This is a genomic window from Nonomuraea phyllanthi, assembly GCF_006334985.2.
In the GTDB taxonomy this organism is placed as follows: domain Bacteria; phylum Actinomycetota; class Actinomycetes; order Streptosporangiales; family Streptosporangiaceae; genus Nonomuraea; species Nonomuraea phyllanthi.
On record NZ_VDLX02000004.1, the window covers coordinates 59,035 to 81,784 of the forward strand.

The window sequence follows — 22,750 nt, forward strand, 5'->3', positions numbered from 1 at the left end:
GACGTGTTCGTGGCTCCACTCGACCCCGATCGTGACCGGGCCATCCTCGACGCCACGATGGAGCTGCTGTCGGAGGTGGGCTACGACCGGATGTCGGTCGACCAGATCGCCAAGCGGGCCAGGGCCAGCAAGGCGACGATCTACCGGCGCTGGGCGGGCAAGCCGGAGCTGGTGGCCGACCTCATCTGCCGGCGGTTCGACCGCGACGTGCCGGCGGGGGAGGACACCGGCTCGCTCCGCGGCGACCTCGCGGCCGTTTTCCGCGGCCTGTGCGAGGCGGTGGAGCGCAAGCACACCATCATCATGGGGCTGTCCTCGACGCTGGTGTCCCACCAGGAGGTGGCGCGGACGCTGCGGGCGCACATGCCCACGAAGGACCTCGGCCACGTGCGGGCGCTGCTGGAGCGGGCTGCGCGGCGCGGGGAGCTGGCGGGGCCGGTCGACGCGGGGCGGCTGTTCGCGGTGGCCGAGGCGCTCGTGTGGCACCAGATGATCTTCACGGGCCCGCCGTTCGGCCCGGACTTCGTCGCGGAGTCGGTCGACGGCGTGCTCATGCCGGTGGCGCTCGCCTGGTCACGGGGCTGACCGGGTGGTGGACGGCGGGCGGACGCGCACCGGCTCCTGACCTGGGCGTGGTGTGGGTGGCAGGTGGACGCGCACCGGCCCCTGGCCTGGCCGTGGTGTGGGCGACAGGTGGACGCGCACCGGCCTCCCGTGCGGCACATGCGCGTGACCGGTCTCGAGTCTGGGCGAGTGGTGGGCGCAGGGGCAAGCGCGTATCAGTCATGGGGCTGAGCGGGTGGTGGGCGCAGGGCCGGCGTGCACCGGTCATGGGGCCGGGCGGGTGGCGCGCGCCAGGTAGGCGCACACCGGGAAACCGTCCCGCTCGTACGGGGCCGCCAGCCGGGTGCAGCAGGCCCTGATCCGGTCGACGATCTCCGGCGGCTGCCGGGCGATCACCGCGAACCTGGGGCCGCCGGCCCGCACGATGTCGCTCCACCACGACGCGAGATCCACCCGGTGGCGCCAGCGCACGGTCTCCACCTTCGCGCCCGAGAATCCGGCCTCCTCCAGCAGCTCGGTGAAGCGCCCCGGCGTGTCGTCGCCCGTGAACGGCCGGGCGGGCGGCTCGTACGGCACCCCGGCGTCGGCGATGGCGTCGGCGAAGACGCTCGTGGCGGTCATCTCATCGGATTTCCACCAGGTCAGGGCCAGCGTTCCGGCCGGGCGCAGCACGCGGTGGAGGTCGTTCAGCGCCGTGGCGGTGTCGGAAACGTGGTTGATGATGAAATTTCCGGCGACAGCGTCGAACTCCCCGTCCCCGAACGGCAGGCCCGGCAGGGTAGCCAGGCGGACGATCGCGTACGGGTGGCGGTGTGCGGTCAACTCCACCATGCCGGGGTCGGCGTCCACAGCGGTGACCTCGGCACCCAGCGCGAGCGCCGCCGCGGTGACCACGCCCGTGCCGCAGCCGACGTCGAGCAGGCGAAAAGCACCCGCTTTCGCCGCCCGCGAGACACCCACCCCCACCGCCACGTCCCCCCGCGGCCCGCCGGGCGGCCGGATCTGCGCCTCGCCAGTGTGTGGTGCGCCGGCCGGCCGGTCCTGTGGCAGCTCCGTCCGCGGTGTGCCGGTTGCCCGGGTCTTCGCCTGGTTCGCGTGCGGTGAGCCGGATGGCGGGTCGTGTGCCTCGCCAGTGTGCGGTGCGCCGGCCGACTGGTCCTGCGGCTGGTCTGCTCGCGGTGTGCCGGTTGGCCGGTTCTGGGCCTGGTTGGTGTGTGGTGCGCCGGATGACAGGACCTGCGCCTGGTCGGTGTGCGGTGCGCCGGATGGCGGGTCGTGCGCTGGGTCCGCTCGTAGCGCGCCGGAGGGCCGCAGCCCTGCCCGGTCGAGCAGCGGGCCGACCGTGTGGGAGCTCAGCTGGGCGAAGCCGCGATCGTACGCTTCGGCGTTGGTCACGAGCCTCAGCCTAACCCAACGCCCGAAACCTGACATCTTCCTGTGAGATTGAGCCAGAAACGCTATTATTTGCGGAAATATCCCTCGTATGGTCGTCCGCATGACCATCGACGCCTTCATCGACGCGCTCCCCAAGGTGGAGCTCCACGTCCACCTGGTCGGCTCGGCCTCGGTCCCCACCGTGCTGGAGCTCTCCCGCCGCCACCCCGGCTCCGAGGTGCCCTCGACCGAGGAGGAGCTGCGCCGCTTCTACACCTTCACCGACTTCCCCCACTTCGCCCGCGTGTACGGGGCCGTCAACGCGCTCGTACGCGAGCCCGAGGACGTGGCCACCCTCGTGCTGGGGCTGGCCCGCGACCTGGCCGCGCAAGGGGCCCGCTACGCGGAGCTCCAGGTGACGCCGTACGCCCACCACGTGGTCGGCATGCCCAAGCGCGAGGTCACCGAGGCCCTCGACCTGGCCGCCCGACGCTCCCTGGACGAGCACGGCGTGGAGATGGCCTACATCTTCGACATCCCCGGCGAGTTCGGGGAGGAGGCCGCCCGGGTGACCGTGGAGCACGCGCTCCAGGAACCTCCCGCCGCGCTGGTAGGTTTCGGCATCGGGGGCATCGAGCAGGAGCGCCCGAAATATCGGGACGCGTTCCGGTCGGCGTTCGCCGCCGCCCGAGCGGCGGGCCTGCACAGCGTCCCGCACGGCGGCGAGATGAGCGGCCCTGACACGATCTGGGAGACCATCGAGGGCTACGGCGCCGAGCGCATCGGCCACGGCATCAACTGCCTCGCCGACCCCCGCCTCGTGGCGCACCTGCGCGAGACCCAGCTCCCGCTGGACGTCTGCCCCACCTCCAACCTGCGCACCGGACAGGTCGCCCGGATCGAGGAGCACCCGCTGCCGCGCCTGCTGGAGGAGGGCCTGTACGTGACGCTCAACAGCGACGACCCGCCCATGTTCGCCACCACGCTGGCAGGGGAGTACCGGGTCGCGGCGGACGTCTTCGGGCTCGGCAAGGCGGAGCTGGCCCGGCTGGCGGCCAACGGCGTCCGCGCGTCCTACCTGCCGGAGCAGCGCAAGCGGGCGCTGCTCAAGGAAATCGACGACCTGGTGGCGGCCCAGGCCTGAGCCGCCACCGGGGGTCGGGAACGACACCCAGGGCACAGGCCTGAGCCGCCACCCGGGGCCGGGATCAGGGGGACGAGATGCGGCCCAGCTCCGGCGGGATCTTCCCGGCCGCCGCCCGGTCCAGCAGGAACAGCGTCCTGGCCCGCCCCCTGGCCCCCGACGCGGGCACCTGCACGTGCCCCGAGTCCGACAGCGCCAGCCGGACCGCGCCCGACTTCTCGTCACCGGCCGCCACCACCCACACCTCGCGCGAGGCCTGGATGGCGGGCAGCGTCAGCGAGATGCGGGTCGGCGGCGGCTTGGGCGCGCCGTGCACGGCCACCACCGAGCGGGTGTCGTACAGGGCCGGCATGCCCGGGAACAGCGAGGCCACATGGGAGTCTGGGCCCATGCCGAGCAGCATCACGTCGAAGCTCGGCACGGGGCCGTGGTCCTCGGGCCGGGCGGCCCGGCGCAGCTCGGCGGCGTAGGAGTCGGCCGACTCCTCCGCCGTCAGCCCCGAGTCGGGCCCGCGCATGACGTGCACGCGGTCGGGGTCCACGTCCACGCGGTCGAGCAGCGCCCGGCGGGCGCCGGTCTCGTTGCGCTCCTCGTCGCCCTCGGGCAGGAACCGCTCGTCACCCCACCAGATGTCCAGACGCCGCCAGTCGACGGCGTCGCGGGCGGGGGTGGCGGCGATGGCCGCCAGCGTGGCGGTGCCGACCGTGCCGCCCGTCAGCACGATCGACGCCGACCCCTTGGCCGACTGCACGTCCACCAGGCGCGTGATGATCCGCGCCGCCACCGCCTTGGCCAGGACGTCGGCGTCGCGGTGGACCACTACGTTGGCAACGCTCACGGCAACCACTTCCTCAGCCACGCCGGGTCATCCCTTGTACGTGCGGGCGAACCTCTTGACCGCCGCCTCGTAGATCTCGTCGCTGTCGAGCCTGCGCAGCTCCTCGGCCATCAGCTCCGAGGTCTGCCGCCGGGCCAGCGCCACGTTCCTGTCGGGCTGGCCGGGCCGCGACAGCGTCGCGAGCCGCGCGTCGTGCCTGGCCACGCTCAGCTCGCCGTCGGCCAGGGTCAGGCGTACGGACGTCAGCCCGGGGCCGGACGAGTCGGTGACCTTGACCGGCGCGCCGAGGCGGTCGGACAGCCAGGCGGCCAGCAGCGGCGCGCTCGGGTTGCCGGGCGAGGCCTCCACCAGGCCCTTGCGCACCTTGCCCACCGGCTGGTCGAACGCCGCCGCCAGCAGGCTGCGCCACGGAGTCAGCCGCGACCAGGCGAGGTCGGTGTCGCCGGGCGCGTACCCCTTGGCCCTGGTCACCAGCGACTTGACGCCGCCGTCGTCGAGGCCCCTGGCGTCGGTGATGCGGCGCTGGCCGAGCGCCCCGACCGCGTCCTTGGAGGGCACGTCGGGGGCGGCGCCGGGCCACCACACCACGACCGGCGTGTCGGGCAGCAGGAGCGGGCTGACCACGGAGTCGGCGTGGTCGGTCAGCTCGCCGTACAGGCGCAGGACCACGACCTCGCCCGGCGTGGACTCGCCGATGCGCAGCTCCGCGTCCAGCCGGTTCGGCTCCTCGCGCTCGCGGTTGATCACCACGATGATGCGCGACGGGTGCTCGCGGGCCGCGTCGGTGGCCGCGCGCAGGGAGTCGTACTGGTGGCGCTCCTCGCAGACGACGACGAGCGTCAGCACCATGCCGATGGCCGGCGCGCCCATCTGGTGGCGGAGGTGCGTGAACTGCGCCGAGATCTTCCCGGCCGTCGTGTCCGCCAACATGAACGTGGTCATCAGAGCCTCCTCCACTTGCGGCCGTCGCGGGCCATCAGCGCGTCGGCCGACGGAGGCCCCCACGAGCCCGACTCGTACGCCTCGGGCTGCCCCTGCGTGGCCCAGAACTCCTCGATCGGGTCGAGGATCTTCCACGACAGCTCGACCTCCCGCTGGTGCGGGAAGAGCGGCGGGTCGCCGATCATCACGTCGAGCAGCAGCCGCTCGTACGCCTCGGGAGACGACTCCAGGAACGACTCGCCGTAGGCGAAGTCCATGGACACGTCGCGGACCTCCATGGCGGTGCCCGGCACCTTGCTGCCGAACCGCACGGTGATGCCCTCGTCCGGCTGCACCCGCACCACCAGCGCGTTCTGCCCCAGGATCTCGGTGTCGTCCTTGCTGAACGGCAGGTGCGGCGCCCGCTGGAACACCACGGCGACCTCGGTCACCCGGCGGCCCAGGCGCTTGCCGGTGCGCAGGTAGAACGGCACGCCCGCCCACCGTCGGTTGGCGATCTCCACCTTGATGGCCGCGTACGTCTCCGTGGTGGACTCGGGCGAGATGCCCTCCTCCTGCAGGTAGCCGACCACCTTCTCGCCGCCCTGCCAGCCCGCGGAGTACTGGCCGCGCGCCGTGTTGAGCGCCAGGTTGGCCGGCAGGCGCACGGCCTTGAGCACCTTCTCCTTCTCGCGCCGCAGCGCGGAGGCGTCGAACGACGTCGGGTCCTCCATCGCGACCAGCGCGAGCAACTGGAGCAGGTGGTTCTGGATCACGTCGCGGGCGGCGCCGATGCCGTCGTAGTAGCCGGCCCGCCCGCCGATGCCGATGTCCTCGGCCATCGTGATCTGCACGTGGTCGACGAAGCCGCGGTTCCAGATGGGCTCGTAGAGGTTGTTGGCGAACCGCAGCGCCATGATGTTCTGGACGGTCTCCTTGCCCAGGTAGTGGTCGATCCGGAAGATCGAGCTCTCCGGGAAGGCCGAGGTGGTGATCTCGTTCAGCTCGTGCGCCGACTGCAGGTCGTGCCCGAACGGCTTCTCGATGACCACCCGCCGCCACGACCCGTCGGGCGCGTCGGACAGCCCCGTCCGCTTGAGCTGCTCCACCACCACGGGGAAGAACTTCGGCGGCACCGACAGGTAGAACGCGTAGTTTCCGCCGGTGCCGCGGGTCTCGTCGATCTCGGCGAGCGCCATGGCCAGCGCGTCGAACGCCCCGTCGTCGGAGAACTCACCAGGAACGAAATGGATGCCCTCGCGGATCTGCTTCCATACCTCCTCGCGGAAGGGCGTCCTGGCGTGCGCCTTGACGGCGTCGTGGGTCAACTGGGCGAAGTCCTGGTCCTTCCAATCCCGCCGGGCGAAGCCCACCAGCGAGAAGCCGGGTGGCAGCAGCCCCCGGTTGCCCAGGTCGTAAATCGCGGGCAACAGCTTGCGCTTGGCCAGGTCACCCGTCACGCCGAACAACACCATCACACAAGGTCCCGCCACGCGGGGCAGCCGCTTGTCGCGCGCGTCGCGCAGCGGGTTGGCGGCGGCCACCTCCTCCGTGGTGGCGGTGCCCGCGACCGCGACTGCCGCTGTGGCAGCCTCCTCCGCGGGTGCTGCCGGGTCTGTCATCTCAAGCCTCCTGTGCGGCTGCGAGCAGGCGCGCGACTCCCGCCGCGCGGTCGGTCAAATGCAGGCGTACGGCGGGCCGCCCGCGGGTCTCCAGCGCCCCCAGGTCGCCGAGCGCCTGGGCGAGCTGGAGCCGCCCCAGCGTGTACGGCCGGTCAGGGACGGCGACGTCCTCGTCCACCACGCCGGTGATCTGCAGGAACACGCCGTTCTGCGGCCCGCCCTTGTGGTACTGACCGGTCGAGTGCAGGAACCGAGGCCCCCACCCGAAGGTCACCGGCCGGTCGGTGCGCAGCGCGAGCAGCGCCCGCAGCGTCGCCGGGTCGGCCATCATCCAGGCGTCGGTCATCTGCTCGAAGTCGGCCCCCTCGGGCACCGGCGCGTCGAAGGCGGCCAGCCGGTCGAGGTACGCCATGATCGACAGGTAGCCGCCCGCCGGGATCGCGTGCAGCAGCTCGGCGAACAACCCGGGCAGGTCCTTGGCCGTGGCCGAGCCGTACACCTCGACGGGCCCGTCCACGAACGCCGGAGCCCCCGTCGGCAGGTCGGGCAGCGCCAGCAGGGCCGCGGTGTTCTCCTTCGACTCGGCCACGTTCGGCTGGTCGAAGGGGTCGATGTCCAGCAGCAGCCCCGCGACGGCGGTGGCGTACTCCCAGACCAGGAACTGCGCGCCGAGCGGCCCGTCCACGCGCACGTCCCCGAGGTCGGTCTCGATGGCGACGACCAGCTCGTCGCCGGTCTCGTTGGGGTCGGCGCCCACCACCGGCAGGATCCCCCTGCCCTGCTTGCCGGTGGACTCCGCGACGAGCTGCTCGATCCAGTCGGGCAGCCCGTTCGTGGCCGAGAGCTGGTCCTCCAGGACCAGCTTGTCGCGCCCGGCCAGCGCGGCGCCGCCGAGCGCGGCCCCCAGGTCGAGCCCGGGGTTGCCGCTGTCGCGCGACAGCAGCGGCAGCACGTCGGCGGCCTCGTCGAGCAGCCGCCCGACGTCGGCCCCCGCCAGCGCGCTCGGCACCAGCCCGTACGCCGACAGCGCGGAGTAGCGGCCCCCCACGTCCGGCTGGGCGAGCACCAGCTCGTAGCCGGCGTCGATGGCCCGCTTCTCCAGCGGAGAGCCGGGATCGGTGACGATGACGATGCGCGTCGCCGGGTCGATGCCCGCGCCGGCGAACAGGCCCTCGTAGATCCGCAGGAGACCGTCGGTCTCCACGGTGGAGCCGCTCTTGCCGGCGACGACCACGATCGTCTCGTGCGGCCGGTCGGCCAGGGCGCGGCGCACCTGGCCGGGATCGGTCGTGTCCAGCACGGTGAGCGGCACGTCGGCGGTGGCGCAGATGACCTCCGCCGCCAGCGACGAGCCGCCCATCCCGGCCAGCACCACGTTCGTCAGGCCCGCCGCGCGGGCCCGCTCGGCGAGCCCGCCCAGCACGGGCAGCAGCTCGCGAGAGGAGCGGGGCAGGGTCAGCCAGCCGAGCCTGACCGCCGCCTCCGCTTCGGCGTCCTCACCCCACAGCGTGGGGTCGCCGCCGGCGAGCCGCGCGGGCACGCCGTCGGCGACGAGGCGCCCCGCGGCGGAGGAGGCGGCCGAGGCCACCCCCTCCTCGCGGTAGGTCACCTCCATCACGGAACCAGGTTCTTGGTGACGCTCTCGAGCAGCTCGTTCCAGGACGCCGCGAACTTCTCGACGCCTTCGTCCTCCAGCAGCTGGACCACGTCGTCGTAGTCGATGCCGGCCTCCTTGAGCGCGGCCATGGTGTTCCAGGCCTGCTCGTAGAAGGGGCGCACGGTGTCGCCGGTGATGTTGGCGTGGTCGGCCGTGGCGTCGAGCGTCTTCTCCGGCATCGTGTTGACGGTGCCGGGCGCGACGAGCTGGTCGACGTAGAGGGTGTCGGAGTATTCGGGGTTCTTCACGCCGGTGGAGGCCCACAGCGGCCGCTGCGGCCGGGCGCCCGCCGCGCGCAGGCGCTGCCAGCGCTCGGAGTTCATGACGTCCTCGTACGCCGCGTACGCCAGGCGCGCGTTGGCCACGCCCGCCTTGCCCTTCAGCTCCGGCTTGCCCAGCTTGTCGAGCCGCTTGTCGATCTCGGTGTCGACCCGGCTGACGAAGAACGAGGCCACCGAGTCGATCGTGGCCAGGTTGAGCCCCTTGGCCTGCGCGGCCTCCAGCCCGGCGAGCCAGGCGTCCATGACCGCGCGGTAGCGCTCGAGGGAGAAGATCAGCGTGACGTTGACGCTGATGCCCTCCGCGAGCGCCTGCGTGATCGCGGGCAGGCCCTCGACCGTCGCCGGGATCTTGATGAACAGGTTGGGCCGGTCGACCAGCCACCACAGCGCCCGCGCCTCGGCCACGGTCTTGTCGCTGTCGCGGGCCAGGCGCGGGTCGACCTCCAGCGACACGCGGCCGTCCACGCCGCCGGTGGAGTCGTAGGCCGGGCGCAGCACGTCGGCGGCCCAGCGGATGTCGTAGGTGGTGATGGCGCGCACGGCCTCGCCGACCTCCACGCCGCGCACGGCCAGGTCGTGCAGCTGCGCGTTGTACGCGTCGCCCTTGCTGAGCGCGTTGGCGAAGATCGTCGGGTTGGACGTCACCCCGACGACGTTCTTCTCGCGGATCAGCTGCTCCAGGTTGCCGCTGCGCAGCCGCTCACGGCTGATGTCGTCGAGCCAGATGGCCACGCCCTGACCGGACAGCTTGTTGAGGATCTCGCTCATCTTGTTCAGTTTCCCGTCGTCTCGCCCTTTTCCTGGCCAAGCTTGGCCAGGCTCGCATGTGCCGCCGCCGCGACCCGCTCGGCCGTCAGGCCGAACAGCTCGTACAACGTCTTGTACGGGGCGGAGGCGCCGAAGTGGTCGAGGCCGACCACCTCGCCGCACTCGCCGACGAACTCGTGCCAGCCGAGCGCGACCCCCGCCTCGACCGCGACCCGAGCCCGGATCGACGACGGCAGGACCGTCTGCCTATATGCGGAGTCCTGCCCCTTGAACCATTCGACACACGGCATCGACACGACCCGCGTCGGGATGCCCTTGGCCTCCAGCAGCTCGCGGCCCTGCACCGCGATCTCCACCTCGCTGCCGGTGGCGATGATGATGACCTTCGGCTGGCCGTCGGACGCCTCGCGCAGGACGTAGCCGCCGCGGGCCACGCCGTCGGCGCTGGTGCCCTCCAGGACCGGCAGGTTCTGCCGGGTCAGCGCCAGGCCGGCGGGCCGGTCGGTGTGCTGGAGCACGGTCTTCCAGGCGTAGGCGGTCTCGTTGGCGTCGGCCGGGCGGACCACGTCGAGTCCGGGGATCGCGCGCAGCGCCCACAGGTGCTCGATCGGCTGGTGGGTGGGGCCGTCCTCGCCCAGGCCGATGGAGTCGTGCGTCCACACGTACGTGACCGGCAGCTTCATCAGCGCGGCCAGCCGCACGGACGGGCGCATGTAGTCGGAGAAGACCAGGAACGTCGCGCCGTACGGGCGGGTGCCGCCGTGCAGGGCGATGCCGTTGAGTATCGCGCCCATGGCGTGCTCGCGGATGCCGAAGTGCAGCGTGCGGCCGTAGCGGTTACCCGGGAACTCCCTGGTCTGGTACTCCTCGGGGATGAAGGACACCTCGCCCTTCATCGTGGTGTTGTTCGACTCCGCCAGGTCGGCCGAGCCGCCCCACAGCTCGGGCAGCACCGGCGCCAGCGCGCTCAGCACCTCGCCGGACGCCTTGCGGGTCGCCATCGAGGCGCCCGGCTCGAACGACGGCAGCGCCTTGGCCCAGCCGTTGGGCAGCTCATGGTGGGAGATGCGGTCGAACTCGGCCGCCCGCTCCTCGTTGGCGAGCCGCCATTCGGAGTAGCGCTTGTCCCACTCGGCGTGCTCGGTGCGGCCGCGCTGGGCGATGCCGCGGGCGTGCTCCAGCACCGTGGCCGGCACGTCGAAGGTCTTGCCCGGGTCCATGCCCAGGACTTCCTTGGTGGCGGCGACCTCCGCCTCACCCAGGGCCGAGCCGTGGATCTTGCCGGTGTTCTGCTTGTTCGGGGCCGGCCAGCCGATGATCGTGCGCAGCCGGATGAACGACGGCCGGTCGGTCTCGGCCTTGGCCGCCTGCAGCGCGTCGTAGAGCGCCTGGACGTCCTCGGCGTACTCGCCGGTGGCGGTCCAGTCGACGCTCTGGGTGTGCCAGCCGTACGCCTCGTAGCGGGCGACGACGTCCTCCGACTTGGCGATGAGGGTGTCGTCCTCGATGGAGATGTGGTTGTCGTCATAGAGGACGACGAGGTTGCCCAGCTTCTGGTGGCCGGCGATCGCGCTGGCCTCGTGGCTGATGCCCTCCTCGATGTCGCCGTCGCTGACGATGCACCAGATGGTGTGGTCGAACGGCGAGGACCCGTTGTCGGTGTCGGGATCGAACAGGCCGCGCTCGCGGCGGGCGGCCATCGCCATGCCGACCGCGTTGCCCAGGCCCTGGCCGAGCGGGCCCGTCGTGGTCTCCACGCCCGCCGTGTGGCCGTGCTCGGGGTGGCCCGGCGTCAGGCTGTCCCACTGGCGCAGCCGCCGCAGGTCGTCGAGCGTGAGGCCGTAGCCGGAAAGGTAGAGCTGGATGTAGAGAGTCAGGCTGGAGTGGCCGCAGGACAGCACGAACCGATCGCGCCCGATCCAGTTGGGATCGGTCGGGTCGTGGCGCATCACACGCTGGAACAGCAAGTATGCGGCGGGGGCCAGGCTCATGGCGGTGCCGGGATGACCCGAGCCCGCCTTCTCCACTGCGTCCATCGCCAGGGCTCGAACGACATCGACCGCCTGCTTGTCCAGGTCGGTCCATTCGAGGGCTGGCACGAGTTCGGTGCTCAAGTGCTCGATCTCCGGAATCTAGTTGTCATTGGTTGTGCCGGTTGGCAATCCCGCCCACAAGGGACCCTAACCGAGTCGAGTCGGCGATCAATTCCTCTTCCCCCCGCGCGTCCCCACTCGCACTGGTCCATGTCGGCTCAAGCCCCCCATTGGCCGGACCGGCCGTCCCTGCGACTACAGTTTGTTTGTCCGCAGGGCCGCTACGGCGCCCACCCATGGATCCGCTCTATTCAGAGGTTACGCGTTGACTCCGCACAGGCTGGAAGCGCCTTGACGGTGCTGACCAACAGGCAGGCGACGGCCCGATCTCCGCAGGTGGAGGCGCCGCGCTCGATCGGCATGGTCGTGAAGGCCTACATCGCGCTCACCAAGCCGCGGATCATCGAGTTGCTGCTGATCACGACACTGCCGGTGATGTTCCTGGCGGCCGGCGGTCTGCCGCCGCTGTGGACGTCGATCTCGGTCATGGTGTTCGGCACCCTATCGGCGGGCAGCGCCAACGCGCTCAACTGCTACGTCGACCGCGACATCGACCAGAAGATGCGCCGCACCCGCCGCAGGCCGCTGGCCAGGCATCAGGTCTCGCCGCGCGGCGCGCTGATCTTCGGCATCGTGCTCGGCGCGCTGTCGACCGTGGGCCTCTGGGTGACCACCAACGGGCTGGCCGCGCTGCTGTCCACCGGGGCGATCCTGTTCTACGTGCTGGTCTACTCGATGATCCTGAAGCGTCGCACGGCCCAGAACATCGTGTGGGGCGGCATCGCGGGCTGCATGCCGGTGATGATCGGCTGGGCCGGCATCACCGACCGGGTCGACTGGGCGCCGCTCGTGCTGTTCGGCGTGGTGTTCTTCTGGACGCCGCCGCACACCTGGACGCTGGCCATGCGCTACAAGGAGGACTACGCGGCGGCCAAGGTGCCCATGCTGCCCGTGGTGGCCACCGAGCGGCGGGTGATCCTCGAGTCCGTCGCCTACACGTGGGCGACCGTGCTGTGCTCGCTGGCGCTGTGGCCGGTGGCCGGCACCACCCTGTTCTACCCCCTCGTGGCGGCCGTGCTCGGCGCCATGTGCCTGTGGGAGGTGCACCGCCTGCTGGCCCGGCTCAACGCCGGCAAGAGCGGCGTCGATCTGCGGCCCATGCGCTTCTTCCACTGGTCCAACGCCTACCTGGCGCTGCTGTTCCTCGCCGTGGCGATCGACCCGCTGCTGGCCTGAGCTCCCGGAGGCGTGACCGTACGGTGAGGCCGGGCCCAATCTCTGATCCGTTAAAGTCACCGTATGGCGACCCGTGATCCACGCTGGGTGTTGAAGGACCGCCCGTCGTTCGCGTTGATCATCGGGCTGGTCCTCACCGGCATCTGCGCTCTCGTCTCGTTCTCCTACGACCTGTTCGACCGCGCTCCGGTGCAGTTCTTCATCGGGCTCGGGCTGGCGCTCGCGCCGGTGCCGCTGCTGCTCGCGGCGGTGCTCGCGCTCGACCGCATGGAGCCCGAGCCGCGCAGCAACCTCATCTTCGCCTTCGCGTGGGGCGCGGGCGTCGCGGTGCTGGTCGCCGGCGTGATCAACTCGCTCAACCTGCACTACATCATCGACACCGCCCGGCTGTCGGAGTCCAGCGCCCGCAACATCGCGGCCACGTTCGGTGCTCCGGTGGTGGAGGAGACGATGAAGGGGCTGGTGCTGCTCGGGCTGCTGAGGTTCCGCAGGGCCGAGCTCGACGGCCCCACCGACGGCATCATCTACGCCAGCATGGTCGGGCTGGGCTTCGCCATGAGCGAGAACGTCAGCTACTACATCGCCGCGCTGTCCACGTCCGGGGTCAAGGGGCTGGCGGTCACCGTGGTGCTGCGCGGCATCCTGTCGCCGTTCGCCCACCCGCTGTTCAGCTCCATGATCGGCATCGCGGTCGCCTACGCGGCCCAGCGTGACGGCCCCGAGCGGGTCTTCTACATCCTGGCCGGCTGGACGGGCGCGATGATCCTGCACGGCCTGTGGAACGGCCTGGCCTCCTACGGCGGCTTCCCCGGGCTCGTGGTGGCCTACCTGGCGCTGCTGGTCGTGCTGATCGTGCTCATCGGGGTGGTGTTCAGAGACCGGCGGCGCATCGTGGCCCTCATCCAGCGCTATCTGCCGCCGTACGAGCCGACCAAGCTGGTCACCGAGGCCGACGTCTTCATGCTCTCGGCGTTCCCCAGGAGGCGGCAGGCCCGGCAGTGGGCGAGGCTCCACGGCGGCAAGCGCGGGCTGCGCGCCATGCGCGACTACCAGCTGGCCGCCACCGAGCTGGGCCTGCTGCACGAGCGCGCCGCCCGCCGCATGGTCGACGACCAGACCTTCCACGAGGAGCAGCGGGCGCTGCTGGAGTGCATGAGCACCGCGCGGGCCGACTTCCCGGTGGTGGCGGCGCAGGCCCGGCCCTTCTCGCCGCCTGGCTGAGCCTCCGAGCGGGGCGGACATTTCTCGGCAAATCGCACCCTCGGGCGGGTGGGGGAGTGGCGGACCTATCACCCCATATCGGGGCTGAACCGCTCAGACGGTGGCGGGCTCTTCGGTGGGGGAGGGGGCGGTGCTCAGCGGCGTGCGGGTGCGCAGCGAGGTGGCCACCCTGAGCGCGGCGATCCAGACCAGCGTCGAGCCGAGCACGTGCAGGAGCACCAGCGCCGCCGGCACGGCCAGGAAGTACTGGGTGTAGCCGATCACGCCCTGGCCCAGCTCCACCGCGAACAGCACCAGCGCCGCCCGCCTGGCGGGCCGCTCCGAGCGGCTGATGTGCAGCGCGAACAGCAGTGCGAACGTCAGCCCCACCACGATGTAGACCACGTCGGCGTGCAGCCTGGCCACGGCCTCGATGTCCAGGTCGAAGCGGGAGGCCATCTCGTCACCCGAGTGCGGGCCCGTGCCGCTCACCGCGACGCCGACCACCAGCAGCGCGAACACGGCGGCCAGCAGCACGTAGCCGAGCCTGCGGATGTCACGGTGGGTCACCCGCCTGGCCGGGCCGTCGCCCTCGCCCGCGCGGGCGTACAGCATCCAGCAGGCCGCGATCAGGCCGACGGAGAGGAGGTAGTGCATGCCCACCGTGAACGGGTTGAGCATGGTGTTCACCACCAGCCCGCCCCACAGCGCCTGGGCCACGATGCCGACCGGCTGCAGCAACGCCAGCCGCATGAGCGACCGCCTGCGCGGCGCCAGCCGCCACGCCGCCACCACGCACGCCAGCCCCACCGCCAGCACCAGGAACGTCAGCAGCCTGTTGCCGAACTCGACCAGCATGGTGAGCATCGAGAGCTCGGGGTGCGCGACCGGGATGAAGCTGTCGGGCGTGCACTTCGGCCAGGTCGGGCAGCCGAGCCCGGACCCGGTGACCCGCACCCCCGCGCCGGTTACGGCGATGCCGGCGTTGACCACCACGGACGCCAGTGCCCAGCCCCGCATGGACTCCGCTGTGGGAGCCCAGAAGGAGAACAGGCTGCGCACGAGAGGGTTGGGGTGGTCCGTGGGTAGCTTCACGTCATCGATGGTACGGGCCGATGTGGCCGGTCCCGCCACCGGTCACCCCGCCTTCTCCGCCCGGGAGGAGCGCCCGCGGGGGGCTTCTCAAAGGGAAGAGTATGTGACATATTACTGATGGGAGGTGAGGATGTCCGACGTCATCGTGGTCGGCGCCGGAGTCGTGGGCGCCGCCTGCGCCTACTACGCCGCGAGGGCCGGCCTGGACGTGACCGTGGTCGACCGCGGCTCCGTCGCGGGCGGCACGACGGGCTCGGGCGAGGGCAACATCCTGGTGTCCGACAAGGAGCCGGGCCCTGAGCTGGACCTCGCCGTGCTGTCGAACCGGCTGTGGCGCGAGCTGGCCGGCGCCCACGGGGGGACCGGCGCCCACGGGCACGCCGGTGCTTCCGGGCAGCGCGACGTGCCGGGGCACGGCGGCGCGGACGGCGGGTTCGAGTTCGAGGCGAAGGGCGGCCTGGTCGTCGCCGAGACGCCGGAAATCCAGCGGCAGCTTGCCGAGCTGGCCGCCAAGCAGGACGTCGAGCACGCCGTGGTGCCCGCCGCCGAGCTGCGCGACTACGAGCCGGAGCTGGCGGACGACCTGGCCGGCGGGGTGTTCTACCCGCAGGACGCGCAGGTGCAGCCCATGCTGGCCGCCGCGCGGCTGCTGCGGCACGGCGCGGAGAGCTTCGGCCGGGGCACGCTCCACCTCCGCCTCGGGGCGGCGGTGACCGGGTTCGTCCGCGACGGCGACCGGGTGACGGGCGTGCGCACCTCCCGCGGCGACGTGCTCGGCGACGCGGTCATCAACGCGGCCGGCACCTGGGGCGGCGAGGTGGCCGCGCTGGCGGGGGTGGCGCTGCCGGTCCTGCCCAGGCGGGGGTTCATCCTGGTCACGGAGCCGCTGAGGAGGCCGCTGATCAGGCACAAGGTCTACACCGCCGCCTACGTCACCAACGTGGCCAGCGACTCCGCCGGGCTGGAGACCTCCGCCGTCGTGGAGGGCACCCAGGCGGGGACCGTGCTCATCGGGGCGAGCAGGGAGCGGGTCGGCTTCGACCGCACCACGTCGGTGCCGGTGCTGGCCCGGCTGGCCGCGCAGGCGGTGGCGCTGTTCCCCGCGCTGCGCGACGTGCGGGCCATCAGGTCGTACTGCGGGTTCCGGCCGTACTGCCCCGACCACCTGCCCGTCATCGGCGCCGATCCGCGCGCCCCCGGGCTGTACCACGCGTGCGGGCACGAGGGCGCGGGCATCGGGCTCGCCCCGGCCACCGGCCACCTGCTCGCGCAGGTGCTCACCGGCACCCCGCCGGACCTGGACCTGCGGCCCTTCCGGCCGGACCGCTTCCCGGAGGAGTCCTCTTGACGTTCCACATCACGATCGACGGGCGGCCCGTCCCGGTGACGCCCGGGCAGAGCATCGGGGCGGCCCTGCACGCCGCCGGGGTGCGCTCGTGGCGCAGCACCCGCTTCGGCGGTCGGCCGCGCGGGCTGTTCTGCGGCATCGGCGTCTGCTTCGACTGCCTGGTCTCCGTCAACGGGCGCACGCCCGAACGCGCCTGCCTCGCCGAGGCCGCGCCCGGCGACGAGGTGACGACGGCGTGACAGACGTGACAGGCAGGACGGGCGGCCCTGGAGGCGGCGTGACGTACGACCTGGTGGTGATCGGGGGCGGGCCCGCCGGGGTGGCGGGCGCGCTGACCGCGGCCCAGGCCGGGCTGCGGGTGGCGCTCGTGGACGCCTCCGTACGCCTCGGCGGCCAGTACTTCCGCCACTCCGCCGACCCGCGCCCCGCGCCCGGGCTCGGCCGCTTCCTGCGCCAGGCCCGCGCCCTCGACCGCCGCGCCGACGTCCGGCTGCGGCACCAGGTGTGGAACGTCACGCGCGAGCCGGGCGGCGGCCTGACCGTGCACGCCACGGCCCCCGACAGGACCGCGGTCCCGCTGGCGGCGCGGCGCGTGCTGATCGCGACCGGCGCGTACGACCGGCCGCTGCCGTTCCCCGGCTGGGACCTGCCCGGCGTGCTCACCGCCGGCGGCGCGCAGGCGCTGCTCAAGGGCGACGGCGTCCTGGCGGGCCGGCGGATCGTGGTCGGCGGCACCGGGCCGTTCCTGCTGCCCGTGGCCTCCGGGCTGGCCGGGGCGGGCGCGCGGGTGCTCGGGGTGTTCGAGGCGAACGGCGGGCTCGGCCTGGCCAGGCACCCGCTGCTGGCCCTCGGCAAGGCCGGGGAGGCCGCCGGGTACGCCGCCGCGCTGGCCCGCCACCGGGTCCCGTACCGGACCCGCCAGGCGGTCGTGGCGGCGCACGGGGAGCGCGAGGTGGAGGCCGTCACCGTGGCCCGCCTCGACAAGGAATGGAACGTTCTGGCCACCCGCGTCGTCGAATGCGACACGGTGGCCGTCGGGTACGGGTTCGTGCCGCAGATCGAGCTCGGCGTGCAGCTCGGCTGCCGGACGCGGCAGGACGTGGACGGCAGCCCCGTGCTCGCGGTCGACGCCGGCCAGCGCACCAGCGTCCCGGGGGTCTGGGCCGCGGGCGAGCCCACCGGCGTGGGCGGCTGGCGGCTGTCGGAGGTCGAGGGGCGCATCGCGGGCCTCACCATCGCCGCCGAAAGCCGCGCCGCCGGAAGCCGCGCCCCTGAAAGCCGTGCCCTTGAAGGCCGCACCGACGAAAGCCGCACCGACGAAAGCCGCACCGACGAAAGCCGCGACGCCGAAGGGCGCGACCGTGAGGGGCGCGATGGCGAGGTGGCCGGGGTGCTGGCGCGGCGGCGCGAGCGGTGGCGCGCGTTCGGGGAGGCGTTGCAGCACGCCTACCCCGTCCGGCCCGGCTGGCAGGGCTGGCTGCGCGACGACACCCTGGTGTGCCGGTGCGAGGAGGTGCCGCTGGCCCGCGTCCGGGAGGCGCGCGACCTCGGCGCCACCGACGCGCGCTCGATCAAGCTGCTGGCCAGGCCCGGCATGGGCTGGTGCCAGGGCCGCATCTGCGGCTACGCCGTCTCCTGCCTGGCCGGGGAGCCGCCGCAGCCGCCCCGCCGCCCCATCGCCCAGCCCGTCACCCTCGGCGCCCTGGCCGAGCTCACCGACGACGACCCCACGACCCCACCGCTCACGTGACCCCAGACATGGAGGACTTCCCGATGGAGAACCGCAGCAAGGCCTGGCACGGCGTCATGGTCGCCACGGCGCTGCCCCTGCGCGACGACCTGTCCGTCGACTACGACGCCTACGCCGAGCACTGCCGCTGGCTGGTGGAGAACGGCTGCGACGGCGTGGTCGCGAACGGGTCGCTGGGCGAGTACCAGACGCTCACCGACGAGGAGCGCGCCAAGGTGGTGGAGACCGCGGTGGAGGCCGTCGGCGGGCGCAACGTGATGGCCGGGGTCGGCGCGTACGGCTCCGCCGAGTCCCGCCGCTGGGCCGAGCGGGCGGGCGAGGCCGGCTGCGGCTCGGTGCTCCTGCTGCCCCCGAACGCCTACCGCGCCGACGAGCGGGCCGTCGTCGCCCACTACCGCGAGGTCGCCGGGGCGGGCGTGCCGGTCGTGGCCTACAACAACCCCTACGACACCAAGGTCGACCTCACCCCCGCGCTGCTGGCCAGGCTGCACGAGGAGGGGCTGATCGTGGCGATCAAGGAGTTCAGCGGCGACGTGCGGCGGGCGTACGAGCTGGCCGAGCTGGCCCCCGAGCTGGACCTGCTGATCGGCTCCGACGACGTGCTGCTGGAGCTCGCCATCGCCGGGGCGGTCGGCTGGATCGCCGGCTACCCCAACGCGCTGCCCGCCTCCACCGTCGCCCTCTACCGCGCGGCGGTCGCCCGCGACCTCGGCACCGCGCTGCCCCTCTACCGGACCCTGCATCCGCTGCTGCGCTGGGACTCCAAGACGGAGTTCGTCCAGGCCATCAAGCTGTCCATGGACCTGGCGGGCCGCCACGGCGGGCCGTGCAGGCAGCCGAGGCAGTCGCTGACGGACGAGCAGGCCGCTATCGTGCGATCGGCGACCGAGAAGGCACTGGCAGAAGGGCTGCGATGAGGACGAAGCGGGTCTTCCACGCCGTCGACTCCCACACGGAGGGGATGCCCACCCGCGTCATCACCGGCGGGATCGGCGTGATCCCCGGCGCGAGCATGGCGGAGCGGCGGGTCTACTTCCGCGACCACCTCGACCACGTCCGCACCCTGCTGATGACCGAGCCGCGCGGCCACGCGGCCATGAGCGGCGCCATCCTCCAGCCGCCCACCAGGCCGGACGCCGACTACGGCGTGCTGTTCATCGAGGTGTCCGGGCTGCTGCCGATGTGCGGGCACGGCACCATCGGCGTGGCCACCGTGCTCGTCGAGACCGGCATGGTGGAGGTGACCGAGCCGGTCACCACCGTGCGCCTGGAGGTCCCGGCCGGGCTCGTCGAGGTGGACGTGGCCGTCGAGGACGGGCAGGCGATGTCGGTCACGCTCCGGAACGTTCCGTCCTACAGCGACCGGCTGGACGCCGTCGTGCGCGTGCCCGGGTTCGGGGAGATCCCGTACGACCTGGCGTACGGCGGCAACTTCTACGCCGTCGTCGACCTCGACTCCTACGGCCTGCCCTTCGACCGCAAGGCCAAGAACGAGATCATCGCCGCCGGCCTGGCCACCATGGAGGCGATCAACGCCGCCGACGAGCCCGTGCACCGCGAGGACGACCGCATCCGCGGCTGCCACCACGTCTACTTCGCCGCGCCCGGCTCCGACGCCCACCACTCGCGGCACGCCATGGCCATCTTCCCCGGCTGGTTCGACCGCTCGCCGTGCGGCACCGGCACCAGCGCCCGCATGGCGCAGCTGTACGCCCGCGGCGAGCTGCCGCTCGGCCGGGACTTCGTGAACGAGTCGTTCATCGGCACCAGGTTCGTCGGCCGGCTGCTGGAGGAGACGACCGTGGGCGGCGCCCCGGCCGTGCTCCCGTCCATCACCGGCCGCGCCTGGATCACCGGCACCGCCCAGTACTTCCTCGACCCTCGCGACCCGTTCCCGGCCGGGTTCGAGCTGTGAGGGGGCGGGGCGCGTGAGCCAGGCGAGTCCCGCGATCACGACGGTCGACTATCACACCGGTGGCGAGCCGTTCCGGATCGTGACCGGCGGCGTGCGGGAGATCCCCGGCGCCGACGTGCTCTCGCGGCGGGCCACCGCCATGGCCGAGCCCGAGTTCGACGGCGTGCGGCGGCTGCTGTGCCACGAGCCGCGCGGGCACGCCGACATGTACGGCTGTTTCCTCGTCCCGCCCGACGACGCCGGAGCCCTGCTCGGGGCGCTGTTCTGGCACAAGGACGGCTTCAGCACGGCCTGCGGGCACGGCACGATCGCGCTGGGCGCGTACGCCGTCCACGAGGGCCTGGTCGCGGCCGATCCCGACGGCGAGACGGACGTGGTCGTCGACGTGCCGTCGGGGCGCGTCACGGCCCGGGTGCGCTGCTCGGGCGGGCGGGTGCGCGGGGTGACGTTCGTCAGCGTGCCGTCGTACGTGATGGCGCGCGGCGTGGCGGCCGGCGGCATGAAGGTCGACATCTCGTACGGCGGCGCGATCTACGCGTCGGTCCCGGCGGCGGCGCTGGGCCTGTCCGTGGAGCCCGCGCACCTGACGGAGCTCATCGGCCACGCCCGCCGCGTCAAGGCGGACCTGGCGGGCCACCCGGCGGCCCGGCACCCGTCCGACGAGCGGCTGTCCGGCGTCTACGGCGTGATCTTCTACGACGAGCTGCCCGACGTGGACCTGCCCGGCCTGGGCAGGGCGGCGCACCAGCGGAACGTGACGGTGTTCGCCGACGGGGAGGTGGACCGCTCGCCCTGCGGGTCGGGCACCGCGGCCCGGCTGGCGCTGCTGCACGACACCGGGCTGCGCGCACCGCTGGTCCACGACAGCGTGGTCGGCAGCACGTTCCTGGCGCGGGTGGCCGAGGCGCGCGACGGGTGGGTGGTGCCGGAGATCGAGGGCATGGCGTACCGGACCGGGCGGCACGCCTTCGAGCTCGACCCGGGCGATCCCCTGGGAACGGGGTTCACGCTGCGATGACCGGCCTGCCGTACCTCGACGCCGCCACGCTGGAGCGGCTGGTCCCCATGGGGCGCGCCACCCGGGCGCTGGAGGACGCGCTGCTGGCCGGGCTCGACCCCGAGGCCACGCCGCAGCGGCCGGTCGTGCCCGTGCCGGGCGGCCAGCTCCTGCTCATGCCGGCCTCCTACGGGCGGTACGCCGGGGTGAAGGCCGCCACGGTCGCGCCCGGCAACCCCGAGCGCGGGCTGCCCCGGGTCCAGGGCACGTACCTGCTGTTCGACGGCGAGACCCTGACACCGCTCGCCGCCATGGACGGGATCGCGCTCACCTCGCTGCGCACCCCCGCCGTCTCGGCCCTCGCCGTGCGCCACCTGGCCGGCGAGCACGCCCGGCGGCTGGTGGTGTTCGGCAGCGGGCCGCAGGCGTGGGGGCACGTGCCGGCGATGCGGGTGGTGCGGCCGGTCACGGACGTCACGGTGGTCGGGCGCGACGCGGGCCGGGCGAGGGCGCTCGCCGAGCGCTGCCGCGCGCTCGGCCTGACCGCCCGCGCCCTGACCCACGACCCCGCCTCCCGGGAGGCGGTCGGTCGGGCGCTGGGGGAGGCGGACATCGTCGCCTGCTGCACGACGGCGAGGGAGCCGCTGTTCCCCGGTAAGCTCGCCCCCGACGGCGTCACCGTCGTCGCGGTCGGGTCGCACGAGCCCGGCGCCCGCGAGCTCGACGGCGACCTCGTCGCCCGCGCCACCGTGGTCGTCGAGGCCAGGGCCGCCGCCCTGGAGGAGGCGGGGGATGTGCTCATCCCGATCCGCGGCGGTACGATCGCCGCCGGCCATCTCGCCGGTAACCTCGCCGAGCTCGTGGCGGGCGAGGTCGTCATCGGCACGGGGCCGCGCGTGTTCAAGAGCACGGGCATGGCGTGGGAGGACCTCGTGGTCGCGGCCGCCGCTTACGAGGCGTGGACTTAGGAAGGGATGGGCCCGATGGCCACCGACGAGCGGCTCGACCTGCCGATGGTGGGAGAGCGGCAGAGCCTGCGCGAGCAGGTCGCGCAGGCGCTCCGCGCGGCGCTGATCACCGGCGAGATGCGGCCGGGCGTGGTCTACTCCGCGCCGGTGCTGGCCGCCCAGTTCGGCGTCTCCGCCACGCCGGTCCGCGAGGCCATGCTCGACCTCGCCAAGGAGGGCCTGGTCGAGGCGGTGCGCAACAAGGGCTTCAGGGTGACCGAGCTGTCCGACCGCGACCTCGACGAGCTCACCGAGATCCGCCAGCTCATCGAGGTGCCCATGGTGGCCAGGCTGGCCGGCGAGGAGCGGGCCGAGGAGTTCGAGCGGCTCAGGCCCGTCGCCGAGGAGATCGTCTCGGCCGCGGAGCGCGGCGACCTGCTCGCGTACGTGGACGCCGACCTGCGCTTCCACGTCGAGCTGCTGTCCCTGGCGGGCAACGTCCACCTGGTCCAGGTGGTGCGCGACCTGCGCAACAGGGCCAGGCTCTACGGCCTGTCCCAGCTCGCGGAGCGCGGCACGCTCGGCGACTCCGCCAGGGAGCACCTCACGCTGCTCGACGCGCTGAAGAGGGGCGAGGCCGAGGCCGTCGGGCAGATCATGAGAGAGCACATCGGCCACGTACGGGGCATCTGGGCCGAGCACTGAGCCGGATGCCCAGTTTTCTGGCATCAAAGTCTGACATTCCGGGATCGCGCGGCCGCCAATCGCGGTAATCTCATTGCGGGCCGGACGAACGACGCCGAACGCGTCCGCTCGCGGCCCCGCCGTCCTGGTCCCCAGCGGACCGGCCACCACCGACTGAGGTGGATGGCGCATGCCTGGTCACGCGGACACCCGCACTCCGCTGACCTTCCATGGGCTCGGCACACCCCGCCCACCAGAGCCGAGCCCTCCGCCGCGCGCCCGAGATCCCATCCCACGGGCGCGCGGCGGCCCATCA

20 protein-coding genes are annotated in these 22,750 nt (G+C 72.7%); 12 read left to right on the plus strand and 8 right to left on the minus strand.

All coding sequences use genetic code 11. From position 1 onward, the window contains the following. Nucleotides 1-9: 9 nt before the first annotated feature. Nucleotides 10-585, plus strand: coding sequence for a TetR/AcrR family transcriptional regulator (locus FH608_RS11800; RefSeq protein ID WP_139630509.1), 576 nt, complete (start codon nt 10-12; stop codon nt 583-585). Nucleotides 586-828: 243 nt separating this feature from the next. Here FH608_RS11800 and FH608_RS11805 read toward each other — a convergent pair whose 3' ends face one another. Next, nucleotides 829-1,959 (minus strand): class I SAM-dependent methyltransferase, encoded by a 1,131-nt coding sequence (locus FH608_RS11805; protein ID WP_226899337.1) that lies wholly within the window; start codon nt 1,957-1,959, stop codon nt 829-831. Between the two features lie 100 nt (nt 1,960-2,059). On the opposite strand from FH608_RS11805, the gene add reads away from it, so the two are divergent. Beyond that, nucleotides 2,060-3,082 carry an adenosine deaminase gene (gene add / locus FH608_RS11810; RefSeq protein WP_139630510.1) on the plus strand — a complete coding sequence of 341 codons (1,023 nt, stop codon included), beginning with the start codon at nt 2,060-2,062 and terminating at the stop codon, nt 3,080-3,082. Nucleotides 3,083-3,146: 64 nt separating this feature from the next. On the opposite strand, the gene pgl is transcribed toward add, so the two are convergent. From pgl to tkt, 6 genes are read right to left on the minus strand one after another with little or no spacing between them, the layout of a single operon-like run. Beyond that, entirely contained in the window at nt 3,147-3,920 is a 774-nt protein-coding gene (gene pgl, locus FH608_RS11815) for a 6-phosphogluconolactonase (protein ID WP_139630511.1), read from the minus strand. 27 nt (nt 3,921-3,947) lie between these two features. Continuing rightward, a complete protein-coding gene (locus FH608_RS11820; RefSeq protein ID WP_139630512.1) occupies nt 3,948-4,862 on the minus strand; it encodes a glucose-6-phosphate dehydrogenase assembly protein OpcA in 915 nt (304 codons plus the stop codon). Further along, entirely contained in the window at nt 4,862-6,463 is a 1,602-nt protein-coding gene (gene zwf / locus FH608_RS11825) for a glucose-6-phosphate dehydrogenase (RefSeq protein WP_139630513.1), read from the minus strand. Before zwf ends, FH608_RS11820 begins: the two co-directional genes overlap by 1 nt. 1 nt (nt 6,464) lies before the next feature. Continuing rightward, nucleotides 6,465-8,078, minus strand: coding sequence for a glucose-6-phosphate isomerase (locus FH608_RS11830; protein ID WP_139630943.1), 1,614 nt, complete (start codon nt 8,076-8,078; stop codon nt 6,465-6,467). After that, nucleotides 8,078-9,169, minus strand: coding sequence for a transaldolase (tal, locus tag FH608_RS11835; protein WP_139630514.1), 1,092 nt, complete (start codon nt 9,167-9,169; stop codon nt 8,078-8,080). The genes FH608_RS11830 and tal overlap by 1 nt, the downstream gene beginning before the upstream one ends. Before the next feature lie 5 nt (nt 9,170-9,174). Then, nucleotides 9,175-11,205 carry a transketolase gene (gene tkt / locus FH608_RS11840; RefSeq protein WP_394367677.1) on the minus strand — a complete coding sequence of 677 codons (2,031 nt, stop codon included), beginning with the start codon at nt 11,203-11,205 and terminating at the stop codon, nt 9,175-9,177. 348 nt (nt 11,206-11,553) lie between these two features. On the opposite strand from tkt, the gene FH608_RS11845 reads away from it, so the two are divergent. Further along, nucleotides 11,554-12,498, plus strand: coding sequence for a heme o synthase (locus FH608_RS11845; protein ID WP_139630516.1), 945 nt, complete (start codon nt 11,554-11,556; stop codon nt 12,496-12,498). Nucleotides 12,499-12,561: 63 nt separating this feature from the next. After that, the gene (locus tag FH608_RS11850) at nt 12,562-13,719 is read left to right on the plus strand and encodes a PrsW family intramembrane metalloprotease (protein WP_139630517.1); all 1,158 of its coding nucleotides are present in this window, start codon (nt 12,562-12,564) and stop codon (nt 13,717-13,719) included. 93 nt (nt 13,720-13,812) lie between these two features. Here FH608_RS11850 and FH608_RS11855 read toward each other — a convergent pair whose 3' ends face one another. After that, a complete protein-coding gene (locus FH608_RS11855; protein ID WP_139630518.1) occupies nt 13,813-14,793 on the minus strand; it encodes a COX15/CtaA family protein in 981 nt (326 codons plus the stop codon). 130 nt (nt 14,794-14,923) lie between these two features. On the opposite strand from FH608_RS11855, the gene FH608_RS11860 reads away from it, so the two are divergent. From FH608_RS11860 to FH608_RS11895, 8 genes are read left to right on the plus strand one after another with little or no spacing between them, the layout of a single operon-like run. Continuing rightward, on the plus strand, nt 14,924-16,141 hold the full coding sequence (locus FH608_RS11860) for an NAD(P)/FAD-dependent oxidoreductase (protein WP_139630519.1): 1,218 nt from the start codon (nt 14,924-14,926) through the stop codon (nt 16,139-16,141). After that, on the plus strand, nt 16,138-16,380 hold the full coding sequence (locus FH608_RS11865) for a (2Fe-2S)-binding protein (RefSeq protein ID WP_139630520.1): 243 nt from the start codon (nt 16,138-16,140) through the stop codon (nt 16,378-16,380). The genes FH608_RS11860 and FH608_RS11865 overlap by 4 nt, the downstream gene beginning before the upstream one ends. Then, nucleotides 16,377-17,891, plus strand: coding sequence for an FAD/NAD(P)-dependent oxidoreductase (locus FH608_RS11870; RefSeq protein ID WP_226899339.1), 1,515 nt, complete (start codon nt 16,377-16,379; stop codon nt 17,889-17,891). Before FH608_RS11865 ends, FH608_RS11870 begins: the two co-directional genes overlap by 4 nt. A gap of 23 nt (nt 17,892-17,914) precedes the next feature. Then, nucleotides 17,915-18,808, plus strand: a complete 894-nt coding sequence (locus FH608_RS11875; protein WP_139630521.1) for a dihydrodipicolinate synthase family protein — start codon at nt 17,915-17,917, stop codon at nt 18,806-18,808. After that, the gene (locus FH608_RS11880; RefSeq protein ID WP_139630522.1) at nt 18,805-19,806 is read left to right on the plus strand and encodes a proline racemase family protein; all 1,002 of its coding nucleotides are present in this window, start codon (nt 18,805-18,807) and stop codon (nt 19,804-19,806) included. The genes FH608_RS11875 and FH608_RS11880 overlap by 4 nt, the downstream gene beginning before the upstream one ends. Before the next feature lie 13 nt (nt 19,807-19,819). After that, nucleotides 19,820-20,824, plus strand: a complete 1,005-nt coding sequence (locus FH608_RS11885; protein ID WP_139630523.1) for a proline racemase family protein — start codon at nt 19,820-19,822, stop codon at nt 20,822-20,824. Continuing rightward, nucleotides 20,821-21,771, plus strand: a complete 951-nt coding sequence (locus FH608_RS11890; protein WP_139630524.1) for an ornithine cyclodeaminase family protein — start codon at nt 20,821-20,823, stop codon at nt 21,769-21,771. The genes FH608_RS11885 and FH608_RS11890 overlap by 4 nt, the downstream gene beginning before the upstream one ends. Nucleotides 21,772-21,786: 15 nt before the next feature. Next, a complete protein-coding gene (locus FH608_RS11895; RefSeq protein ID WP_139630525.1) occupies nt 21,787-22,455 on the plus strand; it encodes a GntR family transcriptional regulator in 669 nt (222 codons plus the stop codon). Nucleotides 22,456-22,750: the final 295 nt, after the last annotated feature.